This window comes from Duganella sp. CF517 (assembly GCF_900110275.1).
Taxonomy (GTDB): Bacteria; Pseudomonadota; Gammaproteobacteria; order Burkholderiales; family Burkholderiaceae_D; genus Rugamonas.
Genome location: NZ_FODC01000007.1, coordinates 285,049 through 309,739, shown reverse-complemented (window position 1 = coordinate 309,739; position 24,691 = coordinate 285,049). Strand labels below are relative to the sequence as shown.

General features: G+C 65.4%; 26 protein-coding genes. 10 read left to right on the top strand and 16 right to left on the bottom strand.

What is annotated here, in order from left to right:
* Nucleotides 1-83 precede the first annotated feature (83 nt).
* Entirely contained in the window at nucleotides 84-410 is a 327-nt protein-coding gene (locus tag BMX85_RS25340) for an ArsR/SmtB family transcription factor (RefSeq protein ID WP_090325393.1), read from the top strand.
* Nucleotides 407-1,450: a cation diffusion facilitator family transporter gene (locus BMX85_RS25335; protein WP_090325391.1), complete on the top strand. Its 1,044-nt coding sequence runs from the start codon at nucleotides 407-409 to the stop codon at nucleotides 1,448-1,450. Before BMX85_RS25340 ends, BMX85_RS25335 begins: the two co-directional genes overlap by 4 nt.
* Here BMX85_RS25335 and cysK read toward each other — a convergent pair.
* From cysK to tcdA, 3 genes are all read right to left on the bottom strand, one after another.
* The gene (cysK, locus tag BMX85_RS25330; protein ID WP_090325390.1) at nucleotides 1,447-2,379 is read right to left on the bottom strand and encodes a cysteine synthase A; all 933 of its coding nucleotides are present in this window, start codon (nucleotides 2,377-2,379) and stop codon (nucleotides 1,447-1,449) included. The genes BMX85_RS25335 and cysK overlap by 4 nt on opposite strands.
* A 71-nt stretch (nucleotides 2,380-2,450) precedes the next feature.
* Nucleotides 2,451-2,975 (bottom strand): FKBP-type peptidyl-prolyl cis-trans isomerase, encoded by a 525-nt coding sequence (locus BMX85_RS25325; RefSeq protein WP_090325388.1) that lies wholly within the window; start codon nucleotides 2,973-2,975, stop codon nucleotides 2,451-2,453.
* Between the two features lie 119 nt (nucleotides 2,976-3,094).
* Nucleotides 3,095-3,958 carry a tRNA cyclic N6-threonylcarbamoyladenosine(37) synthase TcdA gene (gene tcdA, locus BMX85_RS25320; RefSeq protein ID WP_090325386.1) on the bottom strand — a complete coding sequence of 288 codons (864 nt, stop codon included), beginning with the start codon at nucleotides 3,956-3,958 and terminating at the stop codon, nucleotides 3,095-3,097.
* Nucleotides 3,959-3,999: 41 nt separating this feature from the next.
* On the opposite strand from tcdA, the gene pdxH reads away from it, so the two are divergent.
* Together pdxH and BMX85_RS25310 are read left to right on the top strand one after the other, a co-directional pair.
* Complete coding sequence (gene pdxH, locus BMX85_RS25315; protein ID WP_373924139.1) at nucleotides 4,000-5,280, top strand: pyridoxamine 5'-phosphate oxidase; 1,281 nt, start codon at nucleotides 4,000-4,002, stop codon at nucleotides 5,278-5,280.
* Between the two features lie 91 nt (nucleotides 5,281-5,371).
* The gene (locus tag BMX85_RS25310) at nucleotides 5,372-6,595 is read left to right on the top strand and encodes an SAM-dependent methyltransferase (protein ID WP_090325383.1); all 1,224 of its coding nucleotides are present in this window, start codon (nucleotides 5,372-5,374) and stop codon (nucleotides 6,593-6,595) included.
* Here the strand turns inward: BMX85_RS25310 and msrA are convergent.
* Nucleotides 6,588-7,139 carry a peptide-methionine (S)-S-oxide reductase MsrA gene (gene msrA, locus BMX85_RS25305; RefSeq protein ID WP_090325381.1) on the bottom strand — a complete coding sequence of 184 codons (552 nt, stop codon included), beginning with the start codon at nucleotides 7,137-7,139 and terminating at the stop codon, nucleotides 6,588-6,590. The two genes, BMX85_RS25310 and msrA, sit on opposite strands and share 8 nt — an antisense overlap.
* Before the next feature lie 147 nt (nucleotides 7,140-7,286).
* Here msrA and BMX85_RS25300 point away from each other — a divergent pair, with 147 nt between their 5' ends.
* Nucleotides 7,287-7,790: a flavin reductase family protein gene (locus BMX85_RS25300; RefSeq protein ID WP_090325379.1), complete on the top strand. Its 504-nt coding sequence runs from the start codon at nucleotides 7,287-7,289 to the stop codon at nucleotides 7,788-7,790.
* Nucleotides 7,791-7,878: 88 nt separating this feature from the next.
* A complete protein-coding gene (locus BMX85_RS25295; protein ID WP_090325377.1) occupies nucleotides 7,879-9,063 on the top strand; it encodes an acyl-CoA dehydrogenase in 1,185 nt (394 codons plus the stop codon).
* A 70-nt stretch (nucleotides 9,064-9,133) separates the two neighbouring features.
* Here the strand turns inward: BMX85_RS25295 and BMX85_RS25290 are convergent, their stop codons facing one another.
* The 11 genes from BMX85_RS25290 to BMX85_RS25240 form a co-directional block, all read right to left on the bottom strand.
* Entirely contained in the window at nucleotides 9,134-9,832 is a 699-nt protein-coding gene (locus BMX85_RS25290) for an OmpW/AlkL family protein (RefSeq protein WP_090325375.1), read from the bottom strand.
* Between the two features lie 72 nt (nucleotides 9,833-9,904).
* A complete protein-coding gene (locus BMX85_RS25285; RefSeq protein WP_090325373.1) occupies nucleotides 9,905-11,284 on the bottom strand; it encodes an SGNH/GDSL hydrolase family protein in 1,380 nt (459 codons plus the stop codon).
* A gap of 191 nt (nucleotides 11,285-11,475) precedes the next feature.
* The gene (locus BMX85_RS25280) at nucleotides 11,476-12,546 is read right to left on the bottom strand and encodes an L-threonylcarbamoyladenylate synthase (protein ID WP_090325371.1); all 1,071 of its coding nucleotides are present in this window, start codon (nucleotides 12,544-12,546) and stop codon (nucleotides 11,476-11,478) included.
* Complete coding sequence (locus tag BMX85_RS25275) at nucleotides 12,543-13,748, bottom strand: 5-(carboxyamino)imidazole ribonucleotide synthase (RefSeq protein WP_090325368.1); 1,206 nt, start codon at nucleotides 13,746-13,748, stop codon at nucleotides 12,543-12,545. The genes BMX85_RS25280 and BMX85_RS25275 overlap by 4 nt, the downstream gene beginning before the upstream one ends.
* A 16-nt stretch (nucleotides 13,749-13,764) precedes the next feature.
* Nucleotides 13,765-14,268, bottom strand: coding sequence for a 5-(carboxyamino)imidazole ribonucleotide mutase (purE, locus tag BMX85_RS25270; protein ID WP_090325366.1), 504 nt, complete (start codon nucleotides 14,266-14,268; stop codon nucleotides 13,765-13,767).
* Nucleotide 14,269: 1 nt separating this feature from the next.
* The gene (locus BMX85_RS25265; protein WP_090325364.1) at nucleotides 14,270-15,163 is read right to left on the bottom strand and encodes a phosphoribosylaminoimidazolesuccinocarboxamide synthase; all 894 of its coding nucleotides are present in this window, start codon (nucleotides 15,161-15,163) and stop codon (nucleotides 14,270-14,272) included.
* 107 nt (nucleotides 15,164-15,270) lie between these two features.
* Nucleotides 15,271-16,335 (bottom strand): class II fructose-bisphosphate aldolase, encoded by a 1,065-nt coding sequence (gene fba, locus BMX85_RS25260; RefSeq protein WP_090325362.1) that lies wholly within the window; start codon nucleotides 16,333-16,335, stop codon nucleotides 15,271-15,273.
* A 77-nt stretch (nucleotides 16,336-16,412) separates the two neighbouring features.
* Complete coding sequence (pyk, locus tag BMX85_RS25255) at nucleotides 16,413-17,858, bottom strand: pyruvate kinase (protein ID WP_090325361.1); 1,446 nt, start codon at nucleotides 17,856-17,858, stop codon at nucleotides 16,413-16,415.
* A 255-nt stretch (nucleotides 17,859-18,113) separates the two neighbouring features.
* A complete protein-coding gene (locus BMX85_RS25250) occupies nucleotides 18,114-19,331 on the bottom strand; it encodes a phosphoglycerate kinase (protein WP_090325359.1) in 1,218 nt (405 codons plus the stop codon).
* Nucleotides 19,332-19,395: 64 nt separating this feature from the next.
* Nucleotides 19,396-19,755 carry an AzlD domain-containing protein gene (locus BMX85_RS25245; protein ID WP_090325357.1) on the bottom strand — a complete coding sequence of 120 codons (360 nt, stop codon included), beginning with the start codon at nucleotides 19,753-19,755 and terminating at the stop codon, nucleotides 19,396-19,398.
* Nucleotides 19,748-20,539, bottom strand: coding sequence for an AzlC family ABC transporter permease (locus tag BMX85_RS25240; RefSeq protein WP_090325355.1), 792 nt, complete (start codon nucleotides 20,537-20,539; stop codon nucleotides 19,748-19,750). The genes BMX85_RS25245 and BMX85_RS25240 overlap by 8 nt, the downstream gene beginning before the upstream one ends.
* Nucleotides 20,540-20,686: 147 nt before the next feature.
* On the opposite strand from BMX85_RS25240, the gene BMX85_RS25235 reads away from it, so the two are divergent.
* The 4 genes from BMX85_RS25235 to BMX85_RS25220 are packed head-to-tail and all read left to right on the top strand — an operon-like array spanning nucleotide 20,687 to nucleotide 22,974.
* Nucleotides 20,687-20,899 (top strand): zinc-finger domain-containing protein, encoded by a 213-nt coding sequence (locus BMX85_RS25235; protein ID WP_090325353.1) that lies wholly within the window; start codon nucleotides 20,687-20,689, stop codon nucleotides 20,897-20,899.
* Between the two features lie 38 nt (nucleotides 20,900-20,937).
* Complete coding sequence (locus tag BMX85_RS25230; RefSeq protein WP_090325351.1) at nucleotides 20,938-21,366, top strand: YybH family protein; 429 nt, start codon at nucleotides 20,938-20,940, stop codon at nucleotides 21,364-21,366.
* 17 nt (nucleotides 21,367-21,383) lie between these two features.
* Nucleotides 21,384-22,376, top strand: coding sequence for a YheT family hydrolase (locus BMX85_RS25225; RefSeq protein ID WP_090325348.1), 993 nt, complete (start codon nucleotides 21,384-21,386; stop codon nucleotides 22,374-22,376).
* Nucleotides 22,369-22,974, top strand: coding sequence for a DUF2946 family protein (locus tag BMX85_RS25220; protein ID WP_090325346.1), 606 nt, complete (start codon nucleotides 22,369-22,371; stop codon nucleotides 22,972-22,974). Before BMX85_RS25225 ends, BMX85_RS25220 begins: the two co-directional genes overlap by 8 nt.
* Here the strand turns inward: BMX85_RS25220 and BMX85_RS25215 are convergent.
* Nucleotides 22,949-24,673, bottom strand: a complete 1,725-nt coding sequence (locus BMX85_RS25215; RefSeq protein ID WP_090325345.1) for a M48 family metalloprotease — start codon at nucleotides 24,671-24,673, stop codon at nucleotides 22,949-22,951. The genes BMX85_RS25220 and BMX85_RS25215 overlap by 26 nt on opposite strands.
* Nucleotides 24,674-24,691: the final 18 nt, after the last annotated feature.

The following is a 24,691-nucleotide window of genomic DNA, read 5'->3' as shown; positions in this document are numbered from 1 at the left end:
GGCATCCGCCGTCGCGCGTTGCGCACCGCCTTTTTCGTGCTAACATGTGAATACCTGTTCACATGATGAGTTATACAAAATACATGAGCTGTCAACACGACTACGCCGGCGTCGATCCCGCCATCGCCCAGTTGGCCGACCTGTTCCACCTGCTGGGCGATCCGACCCGCTTGCGCATCGTGCTCGCCTGCGTGGCGGCGCCGATCGCCGTCAGCGACATCGCCACCTCGCTTGAACTGAGCAGCTCCCTCGTCAGCCACCACTTGCGCTTGCTGCGCGCGGCGCGCATCGTCAAGTCCGAGCGGCAAGGCAAACAAGTTTTCTACTCCGCCGCCGATGCGCATATCAGCGACGTCCTGAACGATATGCTCGAACATATCGCCGAACCTGCCAACGGGAACGAAGCATGAGCAAGCACCACGACCATCACGACCACGACCACGACCACGACGCGCATGGTCACGCGCATGATCATGATCGCGGCCAGGCGCCCGCCGGGCAGGCCGTCAAAGCCCACGCCCACGGCCATGGACACGATCACTCGCACGGCCACGGCCATCACCACCACGGCGATCCCAACACCATGGGCCGCGCGTTCGCCATCGCCATCGTGCTCAACCTGGTGTTCGTCGGCGTCGAATTCTTCTACGGTTTCCTGGCCAACTCCACCGCGCTGATGGCCGACGCCGGCCACAACCTGTCCGACGTGCTGGGCCTGATGCTGGCCTGGGGCGCGGCCATCCTGGCCAAGCGCCTGCCGAACCAGCGCTACACCTACGGCCTGCGCAGCACCTCGATGCTGGCGGCGCTGTTCAACGCCATGTTGTTGATGGTCGCGTGCGGCGGCATCGCCTTCGAGGCCGTGCAGCAGTTGATGCATCCGGATCCGGTGGCCGGCTTGACGGTGTCGGTGGTGGCCGGCGTCGGCATTCTGGTCAACGGTTTCTCGGCGTGGTTGTTCATGGCCGGCAGCAAGGACGACATCAATATCCGCGGCGCTTATCTGCACATGGCCGCCGACGCCGCCATTTCGCTGGGCGTGCTGGTGGCCGGCGTGATCGTTCGCTACTCAGGCTGGAACTGGGTCGATCCGGCGGTCAGCATGGTGATCGTGGCGATCATCGTCTACAGCACCTGGTCGCTGCTCAGGCAGTCGCTGCGCCTGATGCTGGCGGCGGTGCCGGACAACGTGGATCGCGGCGAGATCGAGCAATTCCTGCGCGGCCGTCCCGGCGTGACCGAGGTGCACGATTTGCATATCTGGGCGATGAGCACCACCGAGACGGCGCTGACCGCGCAACTGGTCACGCCGGCCGGTTATCCGGGAGACGTGGCGGTCGACGACATCACCCGTCAGCTGCGCGAGGATTTCTCGATCCAGCACAGTACCTTGCAGGTGCGGCTCGGCACCACGGTGCACGAGTGCTGCCTGCAGGAGCCCGCGCACTAATCGGCGAACCTGGCGTACAGCGCGGTGCTCAGGTAACGCTCGCCGAACGACGGGATGATCGTGACGATCATCTTGCCGGCGCTTTCCGGCCGGCGCGCCACTTGCAGCGCGGCCCACAGCGCCGCGCCGGACGATATGCCCACCAGCAAACCTTCCTGGCTGGCCGCCTGGCGCGCGGTCTCGAAGGCGTTGTCGTTGCTCACGCCGATGATCTCGTCGTACACCCGCGTGTTGAGCACGGCCGGCACGAAGCCGGCGCCGATGCCCTGCAGCGGGTGCGGTCCCTTGACGCCCTTGGCCAGCACCGGCGACGCCTCCGGCTCGACCGCGATGCAGCGGAACTCCGGCTTGCGCGCCTTGATCACTTCGCCCACGCCGGTGATGGTGCCGCCGGTGCCGACGCCGGCCACCAGGATGTCGGCGCGGCCGTCGGTGTCGTCCCAGATTTCCTCGGCCGTCGTGCGGCGGTGCACATCCGGATTGGCGGGATTGTTGAACTGCTGCGGCATCAGGTAACGGCGGTCGCCCTCGGCCAGCGCCTCGGCGCGGTGGATCGCGCCGAGCATGCCTTCGCCGCCCGGCGTGAGGATCAGCTCGGCGCCATAGGCGCGCAGCAGCATGCGGCGCTCGCGGCTCATGGTGTCGGGCATGACGAGCGTGCAGCGGTAGCCGCGCGCGGCGCAGACCATCGCCAGCGCGATGCCGGTGTTGCCGCTGGTCGGTTCGAGGATGATGGTGTCGGGGTGGATCTGGCCGGCCGCCTCGGCCGCTTCGATCATGGACAGGCCGATGCGGTCTTTCACGCTGTGGGCCGGGTTGCAGTATTCCAGCTTGACCAGCACGTCAGCGTCGAGGCCCTTGGTCAATCGATGCAGCCGCACCAGCGGGGTGCGGCCGATCAGTTCAGTAACGTCGTTGGCAATTTTCATGGAAAAAACCTCCGCGCGATGGGGAGTAGCCAGTCTACTCCTCCCGCGCGGACAACGACGGATTTATACGCTTACTTTACATCCATCAGTTCGACGTCGAAAATCAGCGCCGAGTTCGGCGGGATGCCGCTGCCCGGCGAGGGACGCGAGCCGTACGCCAGTTCGGACGGAATGATCAAGGTGCGCTTGCCGCCGACCTTCATGCCCTGGATGCCCTGGTCCCAGCCTTTGATGACGCGGCCGGCGCCGAGCACGAAGTCGAGCGGCTCGCCGCGCGGAATCGACGAGTCGAACTGCTTGCCATGCATGTTTTTCGCCAGCGGACGATACAGCCAGCCGGTGTAGTGCATGTAGACGGTGGCGCCGGTGGTCGCTTCCTTGCCGGTGCCGACCTTGCTGTCGGTGATGATCAACTGCTCGGCGGCCGGGCCCGGCGTGGCCGAGCCGACGACCATCGGCGGCGGCGGCGGCGCGACGGCGGGCGTGGCGGTGGTGGTTGGCGCGGCGGGCGCCGCCTGTGCCGCCGGAGCGGCCGGAGCGGCCGGAGCGGCGGGAGTCTGGGCCTGGGCCACGGAGGCCGCCAGCGCGCACAGCATTGCTACTAAAACGGAACTACGCGTCATGTTTTTTTCTTTCAATGAGTTTCTGTGGCCGGCACGGCGGCCGGGCCAGCGCGCACAATGATAGCAAACCTGCCTGGCGCACCGGATAAAATCTACGCCGTCGCGTCGGCCGCCACCGCTGGTACCGGCGCCGGCGCCGCCTGCGCGCCGTCGGCCAGCCGCCGCAGCACGTGGCCGGCGGCAACCATGCCGAAGGTGGCCGTGACCACCATCGCCGAGCCGAAGCCGGCGCAGTTCAAACCGGTCACGCCGCCGGCGCGGTCGTCGCCGTCGACCGCGCACACCTCTCCCGTTTCGGGGAATTTGAGCGGCTCCATCGAAAACACCGCGTCCACGTGGAACTTGGTTTTCTCGCCGCGCGGGTAGCCGTACTGGCTGCGCAACACCTTGCGCACTTTTTTCAGCAGCGGTTCCTGCTCGGTGCGTGCCAGGTCGCGCACGGCGATCTGGGTCGGGTCGGTCTGGCCGCCGGCGCTGCCGATGATGACCAGCGGCAGCGCGTGCTGGCGGCAATACGCGATCATCGCGGCCTTGGCCTTGACGCTGTCGATGGCGTCGACCACGTAGTCGAACTTGCCGGCGCCGAGCATCTCGTCGAGATTGTCGGCGCTGACGAAATCCTCGATCTGGTGGACCACGCAGGACGGATTGATTTGGGCGATGCGCTCGGCCAGCGCGCTGATCTTGGCCTGGCCGACGGTGCCGGTCAGCGCCTGGATCTGGCGGTTGATGTTCGATTCGGCCACGTTGTCGAGGTCGATCAGGGTCAGTTGGCCGATGGCGCTGCGGGCCAGCGCCTCGACGATCCACGAGCCGACGCCGCCGACGCCGACCACGCATACGTGGGCGCCGCGGAAGCGCGCCAGCGCGCGTTCGCCGTACAATCGGGCGATGCCGCCGAAACGGCGGTCGAAGTCGACGTCCGCGTCGACAATAAGGTCAGGGATACTGTTCATCCCGCCATTTTACCGGACGCGGCGACAAGAATTATTCTAGAATGACTTTCCCCCCCCAGCCTAAGCCCCACGCCATGAGCAACGCCGAGAATAAACCCCTGTTCGACACCGCCCCCGATTTCAGCCAGCCGATAGCAGTTTTGAAACATTGCCACGACCGGATCCGCAAACAATTGTCGACCATGCAAAACCTGCTGGCGCACCTGCCGGCGCACGGCGCCGACGCCGAGGCGCAACAAGCCGCGCAGGCCGTGCTGAAATATTTCAACAACGCCGCCCACCTGCACCACGACGACGAAGAACAAAACCTGATGCCGATGTTGCAGGCCACCGCCCGCGACGCCGACGCCGCGCTGCTCGACCAATTGGTGCCGGGCATCTTGGCCGACCACCAGTTGATGGACAAGGACTGGGAAATCGTCCGCGCGCAACTGGAGCGTATCGCCGCCGGCGCCGGCGCGGACCTGTCCGCGCCGGACGTGCAGCGCTTTTGCGACGCCTACGCCGCCCACATGGCCAAGGAGGAAGCGAACATCGCGCCGATGGCCAAGCGCCTGTTCAGCCCGGAGCAGATGGCGCAACTGGGCAGCGCCATGCAATCGCGGCGCGGCATCACGCCCGCGCTGCCGCAAAGCCAGGTGCCGGAACAACAGCAGGTGGCCGTCGCCAACGCCGTGGCCGACGGCGTGGTGCTGGCCGATCTGCGCCTCGACTATGGCCGCGCCAGCCTGACGGAAGCGGACGTGCTCGACGATCCGATCGCCCAGTTCGGCAAATGGTTCGACGAGGCGCTGCACGCCAAGGTCAACGAGCCGAACGCGATGAGCGTGGCGACGGTGGACGCCGACGGCAGGCCGACCTCGCGCATTGTGTTGATCAAGCAATTCGATCCGCGCGGCTTCACCTGGTACACCAATTACGACAGCCAGAAGGGCCGGCAATTGCGCGACAATCCGCACGCGGCGCTGCTATTCTTTTGGAGCGAGCTCGAGCGTCAGGTACGCATCGAAGGCAAGGTCGTCAAAACTTCGGCCGACGAAAGCGATCAATACTTCCATAGCCGGCCGGTGAAAAGCCAGATCGCCGCGATCGCCTCGCGGCAGAGCGCGCCCATCGCCAACCGGGAACAGATGGAAGCCAATTACGATGCGTCGGCCGCCGCCAGCGGCGCGCATCCGGTGCGGCCGGAACACTGGGGCGGTTACCGCCTCGATCCGGTGCGCATCGAATTCTGGCAGGGGCGCCGTTCGCGCTTCCATGACCGGATCGTGTATGTGAAACAGGCCGATGGCAGCTGGATCAAGGAGCGTTTGCAGCCGTAACCACGGCCGGCGCGCGCCGGTTCGGAACTCCAGACCATCGCTTGCGGTGGTCTTTTTATTTCTGAACCGGAGGTGCATCGTGTTGGCACAAGTGTTCGTACAAAATCGCTTCAGCGCCTGGATCGCCGGCATCCGGCGCCAGATCGCGCTGCCGCTACGCATTGAATTGTGGAACGGCCAGTGCGTCGACTTTTCCAGCGAGGCGCCGCGGGTGACGATACGCCTGCCCAATGTGGCGGCCGCGCGCTACCTGCTCAAGCCGTCGCTGGCCAACCTCGGCACCGCCTATGTGGAAGGCGCGATCGAGGTCAAGGGCGCGGCGCGCGACATGATCGCCGTCGTCAACGCGCTGGCGCGCACCACGCTCAAGCCCGAGCGCAAGTTATCGCGGCTGGCGCGCGGCATCAAGCACGACAAGCACAAGGACGCCGAGGCGATCCGCTACCACTACGACGTCTCCAACGATTTCTACGCGCAATTCCTCGACCCGAACATGGTCTATTCCTGCGCCTACTTCGAGGACGGCGACGAGGACCTGGCCGCCGCCCAGCTCAAGAAAATCGACCACATCCTGCGCAAGATCGTGCTGCGGCCCGACCATACGCTGCTCGACATCGGCTGCGGTTGGGGCGCGCTGGTGATCCGCGCGGCGCAGCAGTACCGGGTGCGCTGCGTCGGCGTCACCTTGTCGGAAAACCAGTACGCGCTGGCCCGGCAGCGCGTGCGGCTGGCCGGCCTCGAGCACCTGGTCGAGATCCGGCTGCAGGATTACCGCGACGTGCGCGGCCAGTTCGACCGCATCACCAGTGTCGGCATGTTCGAGCATGTCGGACTGCGGCATTTGCCGGAGTATTTCGCCGCCATCGAGCGGCTGCTGGCGCCGGACGGTCTGGTGATGAATCACGGCATCACCTCCACCGATGCGGACAACGGCCAGGCGCCCTATGGCGGCGGCGAGTTCATCGACAAGTATGTGTTTCCGCACGGCGAGCTGGCGCACGTGGGCAGCGTGCTCAAAGCGATGCAGCAAGGCGGCCTGGAGGCGTACGACGTGGAGAACCTGCGCCGGCACTACGCGCGCACCTGCGCCATCTGGACCGACAATTTCGAAGCGCACGGCGAGCGCCTGCGCGCGCTGGCCGGGGACAAGCGCTACCGGATCTGGCACGTGTACCTGGCCGGTTGCAGCCACGCGTTCGAGCAGGATTGGATCAGCCTGTATCAAATCGTCGGCCACAAGGCGGGCCAGCGCGGCGGCACGTTGCCATGGTCACGCAAATACATGTACCCGGAGCAAACGCAACGCGCTATTTGATGCGATGGCCGTGGATCTTGCGGAACTCGGCCACCTTGGGCGCGACCACGAACGCGCAATAGCCCTGCAACGGATGGCGGCGGAAGTAATCCTGGTGGTAATCCTCGGCCTTGTAATACGGCAGCGCGGGCGACAGTTCGGTGACGATGGGCGCGTCCCACACATTGGCCATCTCGGCGATGACCTGGCGCGCGGTCGCCTCCTGCTCCGGCGACTGGTGATAGACGACCGAGCGATATTGCGTGCCGACATCGTTGCCCTGGCGGTTAGCGGTGGTCGGATCGTGGATGGTGAAGAAAATCTCGAGGAGGTCGTGGTAGGCGACGACGGAGGGATCAAATTGCAACTTCACCACTTCGGCGTGGCCGGTGTCGCCGACGCACACCTGCTCGTACGTGGGATGCGGCACGGCGCCGCCCGTGTAGCCGGACTCGACGCTTACAACGCCCTTCACTTCCAGATACACCGCCTCCAGGCACCAAAAGCAGCCGCCGCCCAGAACCGCCGTCTCCAGCGCCGCGCCCGGCGCGCCATTGCTGCCCATAGCCCCCTCCGTATCGAAGCCGCTTGCCATGGGCCACTGTAACGCAATCGCGCGCCGCGCGCCGCCAGTTTAGCGCCGCGCGACGGGGCGGATTCCATCGCCGCCACAAATCTTTGGCATAATGGCTAAAAGAACCCAGGCCGACCCATGCACACCATCTCCCCCCGCGCCGAAGAACGCGCTTTCGACACCGCCCATTTCCGCCAGGCGCTGGGCCAGTTCGCCACCGGCGTGACCGTGATCACCACGCGGCTGGCCGACGGCACGTTCCGCGGCCTGACGGCCAGTTCGTTCAACTCGGTCTCGCTCGATCCGCCGCTGGTGCTGTGGAGCCTGTCGAACGGCGCCAACAGCATGCCCATCTTCACGGGTAACTCGCATTATGTCATCAACGTGCTCAGCGCCGGCCAGGCCCACCTGGCCAAGCTGTTCGCCACGCGCGGCAGCAATCCGTGGGAAACCGTCGAGTACGAGCTGTCGCGCACCGGCCAGCCGATCCTCAAGGGCGGCTCGGCCTGGTTCGAATGCCACAACCGCAGCCGCTACCCCGAGGGCGACCACGTGATTTTCGTCGGCGAGGTCGAGTTGTGCGAATTTACGCCGGCGCCGCCGCTGATCTTCCACGGCGGCCAGTTCGGCAGCCTGGGCTAAAAACGGAAATTGGTGTCGCCATTTGAAAAGCCGGGGTGGGCGGCGCGGCATAGAATGCTGGCAGCATTCACCATAATGAGAGACCACCATGAGCCAAGCCCGCGCCCAATTCCACTGGGATGACCCCTTGTTGCTGGACCAGCAACTGACCGACGACGAGCGCATGGTGCGCGACGCCGCCGCTGCCTATTGCCAGGACAAGCTGGCCCCGCGCATCCTGGAGGCGTTCCGCCACGAGAAGATGGACACGTCGATCTTCCGCGAAATGGGCGAATTGGGCCTGCTGGGGCCGACCATCCCCGACCAGTACGGCGGTCCCGGCCTGAACTACGTCTCCTACGGCCTGATCGCGCGCGAAGTCGAGCGCGTCGATTCCGGCTACCGCTCGATGATGAGCGTGCAGTCGTCGCTGGTGATGGTGCCGATCTTCGAATTCGGCACCGAGGCGCAGCGCCAGAAATACCTGCCGAAACTGGCGACCGGCGAATGGATCGGCTGCTTCGGCCTGACCGAGCCGAACCACGGTTCCGATCCCGGTTCGATGATCACCCGCGCCAAGAAGGTGCCGGGCGGCTACGCGCTGACCGGCGCCAAGATGTGGATCACCAATTCGCCGGTGGCCGACGTGTTCGTGGTCTGGGCCAAGGACGACGAAGGCGCGATCCGTGGCTTCGTGCTGGAAAAAGGCATGGCCGGCCTGAGCGCCCCCGCCATCCACGGCAAGTTCGGCCTGCGCGCCTCGTTGACCGGCGAGATCGTCATGGACAACGTGTTCTGCCCGGAGGAAAACGCCTTCCCGGACGTGCGCGGCCTCAAGGGTCCGTTCACGTGCCTGAACTCGGCCCGCTACGGCATCGCCTGGGGCGCGCTGGGCGCGGCCGAGGCCTGCTGGCACATCGCCCGCCAGTACGTGCTGGACCGCTCGCAATTCGGCCGTCCGCTGGCCGCCAACCAGCTGGTGCAAAAAAAGCTGGCCGACATGCAGACCGAAATCACGCTCGGCCTGCAAGGCTGCCTGCAGCTGGGCCGCATGAAGGACGCCGGCACGGCGGCGGTGGAAATCACCTCGATGATGAAGCGCAATTCCTGCGGCAAGTCGCTGGACATCGCCCGGGTCGCGCGCGACATGCTCGGCGGTAACGGCATTTCGGACGAGTTCGGCGTCATCCGCCACATGGTCAACCTGGAGGTGGTCAACACCTACGAGGGCACGCACGACATCCATGCCCTGATCCTGGGCCGCGCGCAGACCGGCATCCAGGCGTTCCAATAAGCCGCCCGCAGGATGAAAAAAAACCGCTGCACAACATCGCAGCGGTTTTTTTTCGGCCCAAATTCGATAATCAGAAGTTGAAACCCTTGAAGTTGTAGCCGACGCTGACGCTCACCGCCAGCGGATCGAGGCGGATATCCTGGTTCTGGCCGGTCGAGAAATGCACCTGGGTCTTGAGCTTGGTCTTGATCACGGTGGCATCGACGAACCACTGTTCGTTGATCTTGACGGTGGCGCCGACCTGGTAGCTGGCCGCCCATTTGTCGTCGACCTTGAAGGTCGCGCCCGGACCGCCGGTGTTCAGGATCGCCGTCAGCTGGCCCGAACCGCGTTCCTTCTGGAAGTGGGCGTAGGTGATGCCCAGGCCGACATACGGACGGAACATCGCGTTGGCCGGCAGGAAGCGGTACTGGATGAAGGCTGTCGGCGGCAACACTTCCGACGTGCCCAGCTTGCCGGTGCCCTCGATCGAGCCCGAGCCGATCAGGTCGTGCTTGTACGGCAGGCCCAGATCGATTTCCGCCGAAACATTGTCGGTGACCATGTACGCGAACGCCACGCGCGGTTTGGTGTCCGAATCGATGTCGGCCTTGGTGCCCGGCAGCGCCGGCGCCGACACGTCGCCGGATTTGACCTTCGGCGTGATCTTGTTGATGCCGGCGGTGACCAGCCAGGTGCCGGTGGTCTGTTGCGCCGACGCGGCCGTGGCCACCGACATCGCGGCGGCCAGCGCCAGCAGTTTTACGGTGGTGTTGAAACCCTTGTTCATATCGTCTCCTGATTTTTTATGGTGTGGTCCGGCGGGCGCCGCGCTCAGCGGCGCCCGCCCGCGACGACAGAATTACAGCCAGCCCTTGGTCACCAGGCTTCTGGACACATAACGGGCCAGCAGCAGGTTGTTGAACGGGGTCGGATGGACTTCGTCGGCGAACGAGTAGTGGCTGACGTCGCCCGCTTTGAGGTTGCCGCCGTTGCACGCCAGCGACGTGCCCAGCGGGTTCTTGGCCGCGCTCAGGTCGCAGGCGGGCTCGGTCACGTTGGTCAGGCCGTACGGGCCGGGATTGGTGGCCTGGTCGTGGCTGACGGCGAAGACGTCGACAATAAGCACCTTGGGCTCGGCCGACAGGCCGGCGGTCAGCGCGTTGTTGAAGGCGCTCACCATGGCGTTGATCAGCGCCTGGGTGGCGGCCGACTGGCCACGGCCCGACGGCGTGGTGGCCACGTCCGGCAGGTTGTTGACCGTCACGTAGTTGGCGCCGTTGGCGACGATTTGCGTCTTGACCAGGTTGGCCAGTTCGGTGCCGGCGGCGGCCAGCGCGGCGACCAGTTCCGGGCCCTTGGCGGTGGCGTAATCCAGTCCGGCCTTGGTGCCGGCGGCGGTGGCGTCGGCGGTGGCCTTGGCGACCATCGGACCGTAGACGGCCTGCGCGGCGACGGCCGAGTTGCCCGGCTGGACGGCGGCGGCGCCGATGGCGACCTGGGTGATGCTGGCCTGGGTGCTGCCGGCGCGCGCCGCCTCCGTTTGCGCGGCGAAAGCGATGGCCTGGGCGGCGGTCTGCGGATTGGTCGCGCCCGCCGCCAACTGCGGCACCAGGCTCTGCAAGTAGGCCGGACCGCCGGCGGCGGTGCCGGCGGCGGTGGCGCCGGCGCTCAGCGCGGCCAGCTGGAACAGCACATCGTTACCGCCGGCCATGACGAAGACCATCTCGTCGCCCTTGAACTTGCCGCCGACCGCTTTCAAGTGGTTGGCCACCTGGGTGACGACGGGAACCGTCAACGCGCCGAGCGCGCTGCCGGCCAATTTATTGCCCGGTCCAACCGGATTGGTGACGCGGGAGCCGCCCTGCGCATAGCCGTAGCAGCCGGCGTGGGCCACCTGCGGCACCGAGAAGCCCTTGCTGGCGTCGCCGTCGAGGCCGGTGAGCGCCGCGCACGGCGCGGCCAGGCCCAGCTGGGCGGCGATCAGTTCGGTCCAGTTCCTGCCGGTCAGGGTGGAGGCGATCGCGGTGTTGTCGCCGTTGATGGTGAATTTACCGCCCTTGAGCGCAGCCACGGTGCCGACGGCATACGAACCCACGTCGGACAGGCTGTCGCCGAACGACACTTGTGCGCTGTACTTGTTTTTGATGGTTTGATCACCCGGCTTCGGGTCGGCGCTGCCGCCGCAACCCGCAAGGACGGCCAGGGTCATTGCAGCGAGTGCAAATTTGGTGTTGCGCATATTGTCTCCTGTAAATATTCTTTTATGATTTGCTACGAACGAACGTGCTATTCGCATCCCGACTAATATGCCAGCGTTGGCGATGCTTGTATAGGAAAACACCCGACGAACTCATTAGTTGTGAGCAAAAAGGAACAGTTGCTCGGCTTTTTGAGTGCAAGTTGATCCAGCTCAAAACGCCGGCGGCGCGATCAATCGAGCAGCGATTCGATCACGCCGGCGGAGCCGAACACCGCGCGGCGCAGGCGGTCGTTGACGCCCAGCCATTGCGCATCCTGCGGCGGGGTTTCGACCAGGATCAGGTCCGAGCCGGTCTGGTCCATGTCGCGCAAGGCGGCGTAGAGGCCGTAGGCGTAGCCGGCCGGATCGGCGGGCAGCACCTGCTGGCTGGCCACCAGCGCCGGCAGCGCGTGGCTGATGACGGCAACCTTGACGCCCTTCGCTTGCAGTTGCGGCAGCTTCGCCGTCAACGTGGCGCCGTCGAGCATGGTCACCGGCGTGCGCGGCGCGTAATGCGATTCCAGCGTGCCGGAGGCGCGCGGCGCGGCCTGGTCGGGCGCGGCCGGCAATCGGCCGATGACGTCGGCGATCTGCCGGGCGCTGATATGGCCCGGACGCAGCAGCACCGGGCCGTGCGTCGCCAGGCGCGACAGGTCGACGATGGTCGATTCGATGCCGACCTGGCTGGGGCCGCCCTCGAGCACGGTCGTCAACAAGGCCGCCGAACAGGCGTCATCGCCCGTGATCGAGCCTTCATCGGCGTCGTCCAGCGCGAACTCGTCGCGCACGTGCTGGGCCGTGGTCGGGCTGACGTTGCCGAACTTGTTGGCCGACGGCGCCGCCACGCCGCCCTTGCCGCCCTTGAATGCGCTCAGCAAAGCGATCGCGACCGGATGCGACGGGCAGCGGATGCCGACCGTGTCCTGGCCGCCGGAGACGGCGTCGGGAATGTGGCCGGCGCGTTTCAAAATCAAGGTCAGCGGTCCCGGCCAGAAGGCGGCGACCAGTTGCCGCGCTTCGTCAGGGATGTCGGTGACCCAGTAGTCCAGATCGGCGCCGGGCGCCACGTGCACGATCACCGGGTGGTCGTTCGGGCGGCCCTTGGCCTGGTAGATGCGGGCGACGGCGGCCGGATTTTCGGCGTCGGCGCCGAGGCCGTAGACGGTCTCGGTCGGGAAGGCGACCAGGCCGCCCTCCTCCAGCACCAGCGCCGCCGCCGCGATGTCGGCGCCGTCAGCGACCGCGTGATGCGGTTTCTTCACGGCGCGATACCCAGGATGGCGCAGGCGGCGTCGAGCTGGCGCCGGGCCTCGTCCAACGTCGGCGCGACGATGGTCAGGTGGCCCATCTTGCGGGCGCGGCGCGGATCGTCCTTGCCGTACAGATGCAGGCAGGCGCCGGGCAAGGCCAGGATGCGGTCCCAGGCCGGTTCGCGCGCAGTCTCAGCTTCCCCCGCACTGTCGCCTTCGAACCAGACGTCGCCCAGGATGTTGAGCATGACGGCCGGCGAATGCTGGCGCACGTCGCCCAGCGGCAGGCGCGCCATCGCGCGGACCTGCTGCGCGAACTGGCTGGTGACGCAGGCGTCCATCGTGTAATGGCCGCTGTTGTGCGGACGCGGCGCCATTTCGTTGACCACCAGGCTGCCGTCGGTCAAGACGAAGAATTCGATGCACAGCACGCCGACGTAGCCGAGTTCGGCCACAATCGCCTGCGCCGCCTGTTGCGCGATCCTGGCGCTGGCCTCGGAAACGTTCGGGCCCGGCACGGTGGTGGTGAACAGGATGCCGTCGCGGTGGACGTTCTCGGCGATCGGATAGACCACCGACGCGCCGTCGGCGCCGCGCGCGGTCAGCACCGACACTTCATAGGCCAGCGGCAGCATTTTTTCCAGCAGGCAGGTGACCTTGTCCATGCTTTCAAACGCGGCGCGCACGTCTTCGCGCGACTTCACGCGGACCTGGCCCTTGCCGTCGTAACCCATGCGCACGGTCTTCAGGATGCCCGGCAGCAGATCGTCGGCGATATCGTCGATATCCTGCTGCGTGGCGATCACTTTGTGCGGCGCCGGCAGCACGCCCGAGCGCGGCGCGCAATCGACAAAGAATTTCTTCTCGGCGATGCGGTCCTGCGCCACCGAGACGCCGTGGGCGTCGGGGGCGACGAACACGCGCTCCGCCAGGCGCGACAGGCTGTCGGCGGGCACGTTCTCGAATTCGGTGGTGACGGCCAGGCATTGCGCGGCCAGCGCGTCGAGGCCGGCGGCGTCGCCGTAGCCGGCGTTGACCAGGCGCTGCGCGACCTGGCCGGCGGGACATTCATCGGCCGGCTCCAGCACGGCGACCTGGTAACCCATGCTCTGGGCGGCCTGGGCGAACATGCGGCCCAGTTGACCGCCGCCCATCACGCCCAGCCACGCCGCCGGATTGGCGGCGGGCACAAGTGGAGAAAAATCTTTGCTCATCGATTTATTTCAAACGTTATTCAAGCGGCAGCGTCATGGCCTTGGCGGCTTCGGTCTGCGTCACGCGGAAGGCTTCCAGCTTGTCGGCCAGCGCGTCGTCGTTGGCGGCGATCATCGCCACCGCCGTCAGCGCGGCGTTGGCGGCGCCCGCCTCGCCGATGGCGAAGGTCGACACCGGCACGCCCTTGGGCATCTGCACGATGGACAGCAGCGAATCCTCGCCGCGCAGATACTTCGACGGCACCGGCACGCCCAGCACCGGCACGATGGTCATCGCCGCGACCATGCCCGGCAGGTGGGCGGCGCCGCCGGCGCCGGCGATGATGGCGCGCAAGCCGCGCGCCCGGGCGCTCCTGGCGTACGCGTACATCTCGTCCGGCATGCGGTGCGCGGAAATCACTTGCGCCTCGAACGGCACGCCGAACTGTTTCAGGATGGCGACCGCGTTTTGCATCACGTCCCAGTCCGACGACGAGCCCATGATGACGCCGACCAGCGGCTTGTTGTTAGCGTCCGCCATCTCAGGCCTTCAGCTTCTGGCCGGTCAGGCGCTCGATCGCTTCGAAATACTTGGCCTGGGTCTTGTCGATGACGTCTGCCGGCAATGCCGGCGCCGGCGCGGTCTTGCCCCAGTCCAAGGTTTCCAGGTAATCGCGCACGAATTGCTTGTCGAACGACGGCGGCGACATGTCCGGCGCGTACGAATCGGCCGGCCAGAAGCGCGACGAATCGGCGGTCAGCACTTCGTCCATCAGGTGCATGACGCCGTTTTCGTCCAGGCCGAACTCGAACTTGGTGTCGGCGATGATGATGCCGCGCGTGGCCGCGTAGTCGGCGGCGGCGGTGTACAGTTTGATGCTGATATCGCGCATTTTGGCGGCCAGTTCGGCGCCGATGCGGCTTTCCATGTCGGCAAAGCTGATGTTCTCGTCGTGCTCGCCCAGCTCGGCTTTCGCGGCCGGGGTGAACAGCGGCTCGGGCAATTTCTCCGCCTGGCGCAGGCCGGCCGGCAATTCGATGCCGCAGATGCTGCCGGTGGCCTGGTAATCCTTCCAGCCCGAACCGATGATGTAACCGCGCACCACCGCCTCGACCATGATCGGCTTCAGGCGTTTGGCGACCACGGCGCGGCCCTTGACCTGCTCCACCTCATCGGCTGCCACCACGGACTCGGGCGCGACGCCGGTCAGGTGGTTCGGCACGATGTGGCCCAGTTTCTCGAACCAGAAATCGCTCATCTGGTTCAAGACCATGCCCTTGCCGGGAATCGGCTCGTTCATGACAACGTCGAAGGCGGACAGGCGGTCGGTGGTGACGATCAGAATTTTATCGTCGCCGACGGCGTAGTTGTCGCGGACTTTGCCATGGCCGAGCAGTGGCAGGGATTTGATGGAGGATTGGTAAAGGCTGTTCATAGCGGAGAATGTATTAACCAAACGTAGAAAAAGCGAAAACCGGCGACAAGGAAACCTTGCCAGCCGGTCAAGAGATTCGGGCCACCTTCGCCCGTCCAACCCGAATTTTACTTCACAATCTGTTGCAGCTCGCCGGCCTTGTAACGCTCGGCCATTTTTTCCAGCGTCACTTGCTTGATTTTCGACGCCTGGCCGGCGCAACCGAATTGCTCGAAACGGGCGCGAACGATTTGTTCGGCGGCCAGGCGGGCAGGCTTCAGGTAGTCGCGCGGATCGAATTTCGACGGGTTCTGGAACATGAACTGACGGATCGCGGCGGTCATCGCCAGGCGGATGTCGGTGTCGATGTTGATCTTGCGAACGCCGTGACGGATGCCTTCCTGGATCTCTTCCACCGGCACGCCATAGGTTTCCTTCATGTCGCCGCCGAACTCGCGGATGATGGCCAGCAGCTCCTGCGGCACCGACGACGAACCGTGCATCACCAGGTGGGTGTTCGGGATGCGCGCGTGGATTTCCTTGATGCGGTCGATCGCCAGGATGTCGCCGGTCGGCTTGCGGGTGAACTTGTAGGCGCCGTGCGAGGTGCCGATGGCGATGGCCAGCGCGTCGCACTGGGTTTGCTTGACGAAGTCGGCGGCCTGGTTGACGTCGGTCAGCAGCTGCTCGCGGGTCATGGTGCCGTCGGCGCCGTGGCCGTCTTCCTTGTCGCCCTTCATCGTTTCCAGCGAGCCCAGAACGCCCAGCTCGGCTTCAACGGTGACGCCGATGGCGTGCGAGAACTTGACCACTTCGCGCGACACTTCGACGTTGTACTCGTACGATGCGACCGACTTGCCGTCCGCTTCCAGCGAGCCGTCCATCATCACCGACGAGAAGCCGGAGCGGATCGCGGCCATGCAGACCGCCGGCGATTGGCCGTGATCCTGGTGCATGACGACCGGAATGTGCGGATAGGCTTCGATCGCGGCGTCGATCAGATGACGCAGGAACGCTTCGCCGGCATATTTGCGGGCGCCGGCCGATGCCTGCATGATGACCGGGCTGTCGAGCGCGTCGGCGGCGGCCATGATGGCCTGCACTTGCTCCAGATTGTTGACGTTGAACGCAGGGATGCCATAGCCGTTTTCAGCGGCGTGGTCCAGCAGTTGACGCATGGATACGAGGGACATGATGTGTACTCCAAACAATAAAAAAACTTGGTTGCCGGAGCATTGCGCCCCCGTTCCGCGGGGGCGCGCTATCGGACTTACTTAATACCTACTTTGACGATCTTGAGCGCGTTGGTGCCGCCGGCCTGGCCCATCTGGCCGCCCCACGTCACGACGATCATATCGCCCTTCTTGACGATGCCGTTTTGCACCAGCAAGTCTTCGGCCGCCTGCAGCACGGCGGCGCTATCGCCAGCCTGCGCCAGATTGTATGCCTTCACGTTGCGGTACAGCGCCGCCTTGCGCTGGGTCGTCACGCTCGGCGTCAACGCGTAGATCGGCGTGTCGATGTTGTGACGGCTCATCCACAGCGCGGTCGATCCGGACTCGGTCAGCGCGATGATCGCCTTGACCGCCAGGTGGTGCGCGGTGAACAGCGCGCCGTAGGCGATCGACTGGTCGATGCGGGTGAAGGTCACATTCAGGAAGTCGGCGTCGAGCTTGTTGTACTCGGACTGCTCGGCTTCCACGCAAATGGCGGCCATCATTTCCACGGTCTCGATCGGGTAGCGGCCCGAGGCGGTTTCCGCCGAGGTCATCACCGCGTCGGTACCGTCCAGCACGGCGTTGGCCACGTCCGACACTTCGGCGCGGGTCGGCACGGCGTTGAAGATCATCGACTCCATCATCTGGGTCGCGGTGATCGCCAGCTTGTTCGACTCGCGCGCCATCTTGATCATGCGCTTTTGCAGCGCCGGCACCGCCGCGTTGCCCACTTCCACCGCCAAATCGCCCCGGGCGACCATGATGCCGTCGGAGGCGTCGAGGATCTCCTGCAGCACAGGGATCGCTTCGGCGCGCTCGATCTTGGCGATCATCATCGGCTTGTGGTTGAACGGCTCGCCGGCGATGTTGGCCAGGGTGCGCGCCATTTCCATGTCGGTTGCGCTTTTCGGGAACGAGATCGCCAGATAATCGCACTGGAAACTCATCGCCGTCTTGATATCTTCCATGTCCTTGGCGGTCAGCGCCGGCGCGGTCAGGCCGCCACCCTGGCGGTTGATGCCCTTGTTATTGGACAGCTCGCCACCGATTTTCACGGTGGTGAAAATTTCATGGCCGACGATCTTGTCGACCACCAGCACGATCAAGCCGTCGTTGAGCAGCAGCTTGTCGTCGGCGCGCAAATCCTGCGGCAGCGCCTTGTAATCCAGGCCGACCCGTTCCTGGTTGCCCAGTTCGCCGTTTTCACCCCACTTGGCGTCCAGGATGAACTTGTCGCCATTGGTCAGGTCGATCTTACCATTTTCAAATTTGCCAACGCGGATCTTAGGACCTTGCATGTCCGCCATGATCGCCACTTCGCGACCGCATTCGGCCGCCGCCTCGCGCACCAGCTTGGCGCGGTCGATATGGTCCTGCGCCTTGCCGTGCGAGAAGTTCAAGCGCACGACATCCACCCCGGCGCGTATCATTTTTACCAGAACGTTGAAGTCTGTAGAGGCCGGGCCGATCGTTGCGACAATTTTGGTACTACGGGACATAGGATTCCTTAGCGTTGGGTCATGCGGACAGCCCCCGCGACAGCGGCGGGAACCAGGAAAAAACCAGGAAAAGCTGCACTGTAAGCTCGTGCCGAGCTTGGTGTCGCCCGGTTCAAAGGCGGCCACTAATGTAGCCAGACTACAAATCTTTGTAGCAAACTTTCACGAACCGGACTTTTTTCAGCGATTACTAGGATTTTACTGGCAATTTGCTACACCGCACGACCGTGCTTTTTACGTCGCATGATACTCAAGTTATTGCGCCGCAGCACGCTGCGTCAAGATCTCCACCGCCGGCAAGGTCTTCCCTTCCAGGAATTCCAGGAACGCGCCACCGCCGGTCGAGATGTAACCGATCTGCTCGGTGATACCGTATTTGGCGATCGCCGCCAAGGTATCGCCACCGCCGGCGATCGAGAACGCCTTCGAGTTGGCGATGGCCAGCGCCAGGGTCTTGGTGCCTTCGCCGAACTGGTCGAACTCGAACACGCCGACCGGGCCGTTCCAGACGATGGTGCCGGCGGCGGCGATTTGCGCGGCCAGCGTGGCGGCGGTTTTCGGACCGATATCGAGGATCATGTCGTCGTCGGCGACATCGGCCACGTCCTTGACGGTGGCGACGGCCGTTGGCGAGAATTCCTTGGCGCACACGACATCGACCGGGATCGGCACTTGCGCGCCGCGCTTGGCCATGATGTCGATGATCGCCTTGGCTTCCTCGACCAGCTCGTTTTCCACCAGCGACTTGCCGATGTTCAGGCCGACCGCCTTCATGAAGGTGTTGGCGATGCCGCCGCCGACGATCAGGTTGTCGACCTTGTCGGCCAGCGCCTTCAGGATCGACAGCTTGGACGACACCTTGGAACCGGCGACGATGGCCAGCAGCGGCCGGGCCGGGGCGCCCAGCGCCTTGCCCAACGCGTCCAGCTCGGCGGCCAGCAGCGGACCGGCCGCAGCGACCGGCGCGAACTTGGCGATGCCGTGGGTCGACGCCTCGGCGCGGTGGGCGGTGCCGAACGCGTCGTTGACGTAGATGTCGCACAGCTTGGCCATTTTTTGCGCCAGTTCGTCGTTGTTCTTCTTCTCGCCCTTATTGACGCGGACGTTTTCCAGCAGCACGACCTGGCCGTCCCGCAGGTTTTCCAGACCGGCGCCGTCGACCCACTGCTGTTTCAGCTCGACCGGCTGGCCCAGCAGCTCGGACAGGCGCGCGGCGACCGGCGCCAGGCTGTCTTCCGGCTTGAACTCGCCCTCGGTCGGACGGCCCAGGTGGGACGTCACCATCACTTTGGCGCCGGCGGCCACGGCCGCCTTAATCGCCGGAACGGACGCGCGAATGCGCGTATCTTCGGTGATATTGCCCGCATCATCCTGCGGCACGTTCAAGTCGGCACGGATGAAGACGCGCTTGCCTTGCAGCGCATTCTGGGCGATGAGATCTTGCAGACGGATGAAGTTCAAAACAGCGGACATGGCGACCCAAGGGTGAGTTGAAAGAAGAGCGCTATTTTACCGCAAGCCGGGCCGTGTTTTATTGTTATTGAAATACAGGAACAAGCGAGGGCAGCAGGCGGGGCAGCAGGCGTAGTGCCGTGAAGAAAGCCATGCCGAAAACGATGGTCTCCAGCATGTTGCGACGCAGCAAATAGTAGCCGGTGGCGACGACGCCGGCGATCAGTTTGAGGTTGCTGAAATCGACGACGGCGCGGCCGTCCGGGGCCAGCAGCAGATCCGGGAAGATAATGGCCGCCAGCGCGCAGGCCGGCGCATAGCGCAGCATTTCCTGCACCCGTTTGGGGATGGTGATGTGCTGGCCGATCAGCCAGAACGAGCTGCGCGTGGCGGCGGTGGCCAGCGCCAGCACGCCGATGACGACCCAAATTTCCCAATCAGCCATTGTTGTTCCCCCGGCGGTTGCGCCACTTGTCCGTGCCCTCTTCCACCGCCATCGCGGTCGACATGCCGACCAGCACCGCCAGCAACAGGCCCAATTTATAGGGCAACCCGGCGGCGGCGACCGACACGCCGCCCGCGACCAGCACGCCGCACAGCGCCGGGCGCCCCACCATCAGCGGAATCATCACGCAGATGATGGCCAGCGTGCCGGCAAAGCCGAGCCCCCACTCCGGCGGCACCGTGCTGCCGAGGAAGATGCCGGCGATCGAGCCGACCTGCCACGCACCCCAGTTCGGATACATCAAGCCCTTCAGATAGGACAATTTCCCCACCTGCGGCGCCTCGGACGGATATTTTTGCAAAAACAGCGCCACCGTCAGATCCCCGGAGACATAGCCGAGCAGGAACCGGCGCGTCCACGGAAGATGGGCGAAGTGCGGCGCCAGCAAGGCCGAGAAGATAACGAAGCGCAGATTAACGACGAACGCCGTCAGGAAGATGACCCAGATCGGCGCGCTGGCGGCGATCAGCGGCAACGCCGCCAGCTGCGCCGAGCCGGCGAACACCAGCAACGTCATGCCCAGCGCCTGCGGCACGCTCAGCCCGGACTTGACCATCGCGATGCCCACCACCAACCCCCAGGCGCCGATGCCGAACAGGGTGGGAGTGCCGACCTTCAGGCCCTCCCGCCAGGAAGGCTCATGGTGTTCGGCCACGTAATGATCGGGCCGGGACGGTTCGGGCCGGGGCGCGGGCGCGGGAGGGGTGCTGCTCGGTTCGGTCATGTGGCTTCAGGTGCTCAGGTGGTTGTGGCATTCCCGCCACACAGCAGGCCACACCCGTATTGTGGAGGCGCTATTTTACCGATGATTTTTGCTCAATGCGCAATTCCGTTAAAATCGTGGTTTTCACGCCTTTCGGAGCATTACAACATGACCAACGCCAACACGTCCGCCGCAGCCGCCACCAACGCCGTTGAGCTGGATGGCAAGGATTTGCCGGCACACTGCCCGAACCCAGCCATGCCGCTGTGGTCGTCGCACCCACGCGTGTTCCTGGAATTCAACCACGACGGCGTCGCCAAGTGCCCGTACTGCGGCACCGCCTACCGCCTCAAGCCGGGCACCGTCGTCGGCCACCATTAACACCATGCCCACCGCCAGCCGCGTCCCCCGGAGCCCGCATGCCCATTAAACGAGAAAAACAGTTGAACGGCAGCGCCGTCGAGGTGGAAACGGCGTTCTACGCCGCGCTCAACCGCGCCGACCTGGACGCGCTGATGGCCCTGTGGGCCGACGACGAAGAGATCGTCTGCGTCCATCCGGGCGGCACCCGCCTGATCGGCCACGCGGCGATCCGCGCGTCGTGGAGCAAGATCCTCGAACATGGCGGCCTGCACATCATGCCGTCGCAACTGCACGAGACCCACAACCTGATGAGTTCCGTGCACACGGTGGTCGAAGGCGCGACCGCCGCCAGCGGCGAGCCGGCGCACCTGGTCGCCACCAACGTCTACGTCAAAACCCCGCGCGGCTGGCGCATCGTGCTGCACCACGTCTCGGTCGCGCCCGGTCCGGCGCCGGCCGACACGTCGACGCAAGTCCTGCATTAACGCCATCGTCCAGCGCCGTGAAGTACACCGCTCCGTTCTGGCTGCCTAGCGGTCACCTGCAAACCATCTACCCGGCCGTCGCCATCGCCAAGCCGGCGGTGACGTTCCGGCGGGAACGCTGGGACGCGCCGGACGGCGACTTCGTCGATGTCGATTTCGTCGACGGCCGGCCGGGGCAACCGTTCGTGGTGCTGTTCCATGGCCTGGAAGGCTCGTCCGACAGCCACTACGCGCGCGCCCTGATGGCCGACATCGCCGCGCGCGGCTGGTCCGGCGCGGTGCCGCATTTCCGTGGCTGCTCCGGCGAGGCCAACCGCGCGCCGCGCTTCTACCATTCGGGCGACGCGGCCGAAGTCGACTGGATCATCCGCCGCCTGCACGCCCAGCACGCCGCGCAAGGCGGCGGCAAGTTCTACGCGGCCGGCGTCTCGCTGGGCGGCAACGCGCTGCTGCGCTGGCTGGGCGAATCGCAGCACCAGGCCGACTTCGTCGACGCCGCCTGCTCGGTGTCGGCGCCGCTCGACCTGGCGCAGGGCGGCGCCTCGCTGTCGAGCGGCTTCAATATGATCTACACGCGCATGTTCCTGCAAACGCTCAAGCCCAAGTGCATCGCCAAGCTGCGCGAGTTTCCCGGCCTGTTCGACCTCGACGCTTTGCACGCGGCGCGCGACCTGTACGCCTTCGACAACGTCGTCACGGCGCCGCTGCACGGCTACCGCGACACCGACGATTACTGGGACCGCGCCAGCGCCAAGCACGTGCTCAACGACATCACCGTGCCGACGCTGGTGCTCAACGCCAGGAACGATCCCTTCCTGCCGGGCCGCCACCTGCCGCAGCGTGCGGCACCGAACGTCGTATTGGACTATCCTGAGCACGGCGGCCATGTCGGCTTCGCGGTCGGCGGGCTGCCGGGCAAGCTGCACTGGCTGCCGCAGCGTTTGATTCACTTCATGGAAGGCGCCAACGACGGTATGGCTCAGATACGGATCGAGAAGAAACATGGATGACATCGTCAAGCAGGCGCTGGCCAAATGGCCGAACGTGCCCCACTGCTACGGCTGGCTGGGTCTGGACGCGCGCGGCAACTGGCGCATGCGCGACGAGCGCGCCCAGCAGCAGAATCTCCCCGGCGACAAGCTCGCGCACGAGGCGCTGATCGCCTTCATCGTGCGCAACTACGCGGCCGACGACAGGGGTTGCTGGTATTTCCAGAACGGCCCGCAGCGGGTCTATGTGAACCTGGAGGCGACGCCCTACATCGTGCGCACCGATCCGTCCTGCGGCTGGCTGCTGCACACCGGCACCGCGATGGGCGGCATCGACAAGGCGGTGTTGACGGAGACCGGCGCGCTGGTGCTGCGCAGCGGCGAAATCGTCGCCCAGCTGGACGACCGCGACTTCGCGCAGGTGCTGCCGCTGCTCAGGATGAACGACGAGCCGGTGGCCGACGAGACCTTGCTGGAATGGATGGCGAGCGATGCGCAATCGGTCGCCGCCACGTTGACGTTGACCGACCACGAACGCCAGGTGCCGGTGCACCGCGTGGCCGCCGCGCAATTGGCGGCGCACTTCGGCTTCGTCAGCGAACCGAGCGCCCCGGCGTAAGGTCCGACGAACCCTGGCGCAGCCGGTCGAACGGATTGGTCGACTGGTTGGAAAACGGACTATTCGGGCGGTTCGGGTTGCCGGTCCGGTCGTCGTCCTCGGCGCGGGTACCCGACCGCATCTCCGCCTTGAACGCCGGCCTGCTGTCGGCCTCGCGCAGATCCTTTTTGCCCTTGTCGCCCATTTCCTCGCGCCGGCGCGCCTGCAACTCGCGCTCGCGCGCATCGATCACGGCCTGGTCGTAGAACGACGCGTCGGGCGCCTTGCGCGCGTAGTTGAGCTGGTCGAGCGCCGACAACACGCCGCCCTGCAACACATACGACTCCGCCAGCGCCAGGTGCTGCAAAGCCATCTTGCCCTGCTTCGCATACGCCTGCGCCAGCAAATCATAGGCGTTCGGGTCTTCGCGGTAGGACTGCACCTGGTCGCGCAGATAGCTGGCCGCCTCCTCGTATTTTCCGGCGGCGATCAGCGCCTCGCCGTACAGGTGCGCGATGCCGCGCGACAGCGGATAACGCTGGTGCGCCGCTTCGGCGTCGACCACCGCCTGCGCGAGGACGGCCTTGTCGTTGGACTGCGCCAGCTTGATCTCGATGGCCGTGCTGACGAAGATCGCATCCGACGATGGTTTCGGCGCCGCGCTGAAGGTGCCGGCGGCGGGCGCCTTGCCGAACGTCGCGCGCGCCTTGTCCAGCCACACCTGCGCGTTGGCGGTATCGCCTTTTTTCAGCGCCAGGAAGGCCATGCCGTACTGCCCCGCCGTCAGTTGATGGCGGTTCTCCTGCAACATCTGATTCTCGAAAAACGTCCTGGCCTCGACATAGCCCTGCGAGGTCTGGTCCTGCAACACGCGGGCGCGCGAACGCACCAGATAGAAATCGAGGCTGTCGACGCGCTGCTTGTACGGCTGGTCGCGGATGCGCGCCTGGATGTCGGCGATGCGCTCGGTCGTCAGCGGGTGGCTCTGCAGATAAGCCGGCACCAGATCGCTGTAATTGCGCGACGCGGCCTGCATGCGCTGGAAGAAACCCACCATGCCGGAAGTATCGAAACCGGCCTCGCCCATGATCTGGAAGCCGATGCGGTCGGCCTCGCGTTCGGCGTCGCGGCCGAAATTGAGTTGCCGCTGGATCGCCAGGCCCTGCCCGCCCATGAACACGCCCATGGCCGCGTCGCCGCCGGCGCGCGACGCCAGCGCGGCAAGGATCATCGCCGCCAGCGGGATCAGCGCGTCCTGCTTTTGCTGGCCGATCGAACGGGCGATGTGGCGCTGCGCCACGTGGCCGATCTCGTGGCCGAGCACGGACGCCAGCTCCGATTCGGATTGCGCCGCCAGCAGCAGCGCCGAGTGCACGGCGATGAAGCCTCCCGGCAGCGCGAACGCGTTCAGGTTCGGGTCGCGCACGGCGAAGAAGTAATAGTCGAAATTGGCCTCGCCGCGCGCGTCGGGGCGGGCCGCCACCAGCGCGTTGCCGAAGGTGTTCAGGTATTCGAGGATGGGGCCGTCGTCGAGGAAATCGCGGTCGCGGCGGATATCGCGCATGATCTCCTCGCCCAGCTTGCGCTCCATCAGCGGCGACAAGTCCTGGCGTTCGGTATCGCCCAGCGCCGGCAGGTTGGGGATCCTGGCGGGCGCGAGCGCGTTCTGCGCCATGGCCATCGGCATGGCGACCAGCAGGGCGGCGGCGATCATGCGCATGCGCAGCGGACGGCGGCC